This is a genomic window from Nostocoides australiense Ben110, assembly GCF_001050535.1.
GTDB classification, from domain to species: domain Bacteria; phylum Actinomycetota; class Actinomycetes; order Actinomycetales; family Dermatophilaceae; genus Nostocoides_A; species Nostocoides_A australiense.
Map to the genome: position 1 here is coordinate 3,091,200 of NZ_HG764815.1, position 3,908 is coordinate 3,095,107.

6 protein-coding genes are annotated in these 3,908 nt (G+C 72.4%); 2 read left to right on the forward strand and 4 right to left on the reverse strand.

Features of this window, described 5'->3' with window-relative positions; translation table 11 throughout:
• Positions 1–47: 47 nt before the first annotated feature.
• The 3 genes from BN11_RS14935 to BN11_RS14945 all read right to left on the reverse strand — a co-directional run bounded on the left by BN11_RS14935 (position 48) and on the right by BN11_RS14945 (position 2,086).
• The gene (locus BN11_RS14935; RefSeq protein ID WP_048698976.1) at positions 48–851 is read right to left on the reverse strand and encodes a thioesterase family protein; all 804 of its coding nucleotides are present in this window, start codon (positions 849–851) and stop codon (positions 48–50) included.
• Between the two features lie 204 nt (positions 852–1,055).
• On the reverse strand, positions 1,056–1,853 hold the full coding sequence (locus BN11_RS14940; protein ID WP_157044187.1) for an endonuclease/exonuclease/phosphatase family protein: 798 nt from the start codon (positions 1,851–1,853) through the stop codon (positions 1,056–1,058).
• Positions 1,850–2,086: a hypothetical protein gene (locus tag BN11_RS14945; RefSeq protein WP_048698980.1), complete on the reverse strand. Its 237-nt coding sequence runs from the start codon at positions 2,084–2,086 to the stop codon at positions 1,850–1,852. Before BN11_RS14945 ends, BN11_RS14940 begins: the two co-directional genes overlap by 4 nt.
• Positions 2,087–2,153: 67 nt before the next feature.
• Between BN11_RS14945 and BN11_RS14950 the strand changes: the two genes are divergently transcribed.
• Both BN11_RS14950 and BN11_RS14955 read left to right on the forward strand, forming a co-directional pair.
• Positions 2,154–2,657 (forward strand): MaoC family dehydratase, encoded by a 504-nt coding sequence (locus tag BN11_RS14950; protein WP_048698982.1) that lies wholly within the window; start codon positions 2,154–2,156, stop codon positions 2,655–2,657.
• Positions 2,654–3,478 carry an HpcH/HpaI aldolase/citrate lyase family protein gene (locus tag BN11_RS14955; RefSeq protein WP_048698985.1) on the forward strand — a complete coding sequence of 275 codons (825 nt, stop codon included), beginning with the start codon at positions 2,654–2,656 and terminating at the stop codon, positions 3,476–3,478. Before BN11_RS14950 ends, BN11_RS14955 begins: the two co-directional genes overlap by 4 nt.
• A 32-nt stretch (positions 3,479–3,510) precedes the next feature.
• Here the strand turns inward: BN11_RS14955 and BN11_RS14960 are convergent.
• On the reverse strand, positions 3,511–3,908 hold a 398-nt coding region (locus BN11_RS14960), incomplete at its 5' end, for a NifU family protein (RefSeq protein ID WP_048698987.1).

Sequence of the window (3,908 nt, forward strand, 5' to 3'; positions counted from 1 at the left end):
CAGTTCGTGTGGACGTCAGTTCGTGTGGACGTCAGTTCTTGTGGCCGTCATAGAGTTCGGGGGCGGATGAGGAGGGACTGCGCCGAGAAGGCGACGATGCCGCGGGCGTCGCTGACGGTGGCACGGCATACGCCCATCCCCGCGCCGGCGGCGGTGGTGACGGCGTCGACGCACAGCCACTCCCCCTCCGGCGGCCGGACGACGTGCACGGTCAGGTCGGTGTTGCGGAAATCCCACTCCCGGATGTCCAATTCCGCGCTGATGCCGGAGCCGGAGTCGACGCAGGTCAGCACACGCTGCAACGGACTGAGCGGCTCGTCCTCGAGCAGCGGCAGGTGAGGGCGCATCCATACCGTCCCCGGGCCGGGCACGCCCACCTGCCCGCGCACCCAGCGCCAGTCGATGGAGTCGATATAGCCGCGCACCCAGCCGCGCGGCGCCGGATAGGCCGCCCCGTCGTCGGGAGTGGAGGTGGGCGCCATGTCGTTGACGGCCGGACCGGGGGCGTCGGGCACTGCCCACGCCCGGGCCTGCGCGACGGCCCGGTCGGAGTCGACGTCGGTGAGGACCGCCTCGGCGAGGTGCACCGCCCGCCCGCTGCGCAGGACGCTCGCCGCCACCTCGACCTGCCCGACGGGGATCGGGCCGAGGATGTCGATGGTCAGCCGGCTGATCGCGAACCCCTCCGGCAGGGCCGTGGTCTCGATCTCGCGCGTCAGCAGCGCCGACGGCGGCCCGCCGTGCTGGTGGGTCTCGGTCCACGGGCCGCCGGTGTGCCACGTCGCGAGGAAGACATCGGCCTCATCCCGCACCCCGAGCAACTCGTAATAGGCGTTCGAGTCGGCGCTCACGCCTCACACGGTAGCCGGACGCCCGCCGGAGCCGGGCACAGCACCCCGCGCCCCGACCCCCGGGCCTTGGATTCCGGCCCCGGCCCGGCCCCGGCCGCGGACATGACCATCGCGTTACCCATGTGTATGTGGGGTAATCGCCCCACAGACCAATGGGTGACGGCATACGAATGGGTAGCGGCGTCGGCACCGAGTGGGAAGCGGTCAGGGCCGCCACGACAGGGCCGCGTGGTCGGTCAGGCCGCGCAGGCGAGGCGCCTGGTCGATCTCCGGCCGCCGGCCGGTCACCTCCAGATCCGCGCTGGCCAACACATAGTCGTAGCGGCACCCCACGCCCGAATGGTCGACCCACGTCGGCTCGAGGTCACCCGCGGCGAGGTCGCGATAGCCGAGGCCGCTGGTGAGCACGTCGTATGCCGTGCGCTCCTCGGCCAGCACGTAGGGCAGCTTGTCGGGATGGCCGGGAGCGACGACGTTGAGGTCGCCCACGATGAGCGTCGGCGCCTCCGGCAGCAGGTTGAGCCAGGTGACGAAGGCCAACAGCCAGTCTCGTTTACGTTGGCGCTGAACGGAACTCGCGTATCGCACCGGGTCGCTCGCCGCGCCGTAGACAGCGATGAGGCGCACGGGTCCAGCAGGTCCCGGCATCTCGGTGACGAGCACGCGCTCGGGCATGAGCGGCACGTCGAGGCCGTCCGCCCGCGTCAGTTCCGGACCCCGGCTGACGACGAGCACACCGTAGGGCGCCCTGTCTCCCGACGCCAGCCGGCGACGCCGGCCCGACCCGTCATGGAGGGAGGATTGGACGCTGTAGCCCGCCCCGCGGCATACGGAGGCAACGAGATCGGACCCGGCACCCCACCCGGTCTCGGTCAGGACGAGCACCTCCTCCGCGCGCAGCCACAGGTACTCCAGCAGCGCCTTGGCGCGCCCCACCGGGGGGCGGGAGAGATTCAGCGTGAGGATCGAGGGCAGCCCGGCCCCCGGCGCACGCCCGGTCAAAGCCGTTGGCTCGCAGTGCGATAGGCCACCCACCCAAGGCCCACGCCGACGACGATGAGCACGGCCGTGAGGCGTTTGGGGTCGGTGCGGTTGAGGTAGAACGCCCCGGCCGCGAGGAAGAGGAGGGACAGCAGCCGGGCGGGGCCGACGACCCGCAGCAGGATCAACCCGCCGATGCCGATGAGGGCGCCCCCGGTGACGGCGTTGGGGGTGCTCGGCTGGCGTTCGCTCACGGGGCCCAGCGTAAGTCCGGATCGGCATTGGATAGCGTGAGGAGCGAGCGCGAAGGAGCGAGAACCGATGACGGACAGCACCGCTGGTGAGCACCCGGTCGTGGAGCAACGCGGCCTCTGGTTCGAGGAGTTCGAGGTCGGCACGGTCTACCGGCACCGGCCCGGCCGCACGGTCACCGAGGCCGACAACGTCTTGTTCACCACGTTGACGATGAACACCCAGCCCCTGCACCTCGACGAGGCGGACAGCGCGGCCCGGCCGCCCTTCCACTCGCGCCTCGTGAACTCGATGTTCACGCTGTCGACGCTCGTCGGGCTGTCGGTCTCGCAGCTGACGCTCGGCACGATTGTCGCCAACCTCGGGTTCAGCGAAATCGCTTTCCCCGCACCGGTTTTCCACGGGGACACGCTCTATGGCGAGACCCTCGTCGTCGACAAACGGCCCTCGAAGTCCCGTCCGGGAGAGGGGATGGTGACGCTGCGGCATACGGCCCGCAACCAGGACGGCGTGGTGGTCGCCACGGCGACCCGCGCCACGCTGGTGCGGATGCGGCCGGAGGAGGAGCGATGAGCGAGTCCACGGCGGTATGGACGCCCGGCCCGGCCTGGCTCTTCTGCCCGGCCGACCGGCCCGACCGCTATGCGAAGGCGGCGGAACGGTCCGATGTGGCGATCATCGACCTCGAGGATGCCGTTGCGCCGCAGGAGAAACCGGCGGCGCGGGAGGCGCTGGCGGCGGCATACGGCGGGCTCGACCCCGAGCGGACCCTGGTGCGGATCAACCCGGCGGCCACGGCCGATCATGCGCTCGACGTCGACCTCGTGCAGCGGGCCGGCATCCGGCGGGTCATGCTCGCCAAGACCGAGTCCGCAGCCGACCTGGCCGCCTTGGGCGCCTGCGAGGTCGTCGTCCTCCTCGAGACCCCCCGCGGCGTCGTCGCCGCGCGCGAGATCCTCGAGGCCGAACCGGTCGTCGGCGCGATGTGGGGGGCGGAGGATCTCGTGGCCGGGCTCGGCGGCACCTCGAGCCGCGACGCGGCGGGCGCCTACCGTCCGGTGGCGGTGCAGGCCCAGTGCACCGCCCTGCTCGCGGCCAAGGCGGCCGGCAAACTGGCCGTCGATGCGGTGCATCTGGCCATCACCGACCACGACGGATTGCGGGTCGAGTCCGAGGCGGCGGTGGCGAGCGGGTTCGACGCGAAGGCGCTCATCCACCCCACGCACGTCGACATCGTCCGGGCAGCCTTCCGGCCCGACCCGGCCCAGGTGGCCTGGGCAGAGCGGGTCCTCGAAGGCGAGAAGCAACATGGCAGTGGGGTGTTCGCGCTCGACGGCGCCATGGTGGACGGCCCCGTGCTCGCCCAGGCCCGGCGGGTCCTGGCCCGGTCCTAAAGGGCCACCACACCGCGCCGGCATGCCGGCCATCAGGCGTCGGGCTCCTGCGGACCCCGGCGCAGCAGCCCCCCGAGGCTGACGAAGGCCGGCCGCCGGGACTCGATCAGCCGCACGTCGACGACGCCGGGCACCGCCCGCCGGATGGCGGCAGCGAGCGTGGTCGAGATGGTCAAGCCCGAGGCGGGGCAGCCGTCGCAGGCGCCGGACAACTCGAGGTCGACGACACCCGCGTGCACCCCGGCCACCCACACCGCTCCCCCGTGCGCCCGCACGACGTCGCCGGCCGGGCCGGCCAACACCGCGGTGATCTCCTCCACCGACACCTCGGCCGCTCCGGCCCGCCAGGCCTGCGGCTGCTCCAGTGCGGAGTGCAACGCGCTGCGCACGCGCGCCCCCTCGGCCCGCCAGCTGCGTCCCGGCCCGCGCG

Coding starts and splice junctions, on each gene's coding strand:
- BN11_RS14950 (WP_048698982.1), top strand. CDS start 2,154: ATGACGGACAGCACCGCTGGTGAGCACCCGGTCGTGGAGCAACGCGGC.
- BN11_RS14955 (WP_048698985.1), top strand. CDS start 2,654: ATGAGCGAGTCCACGGCGGTATGGACGCCCGGCCCGGCCTGGCTCTTC.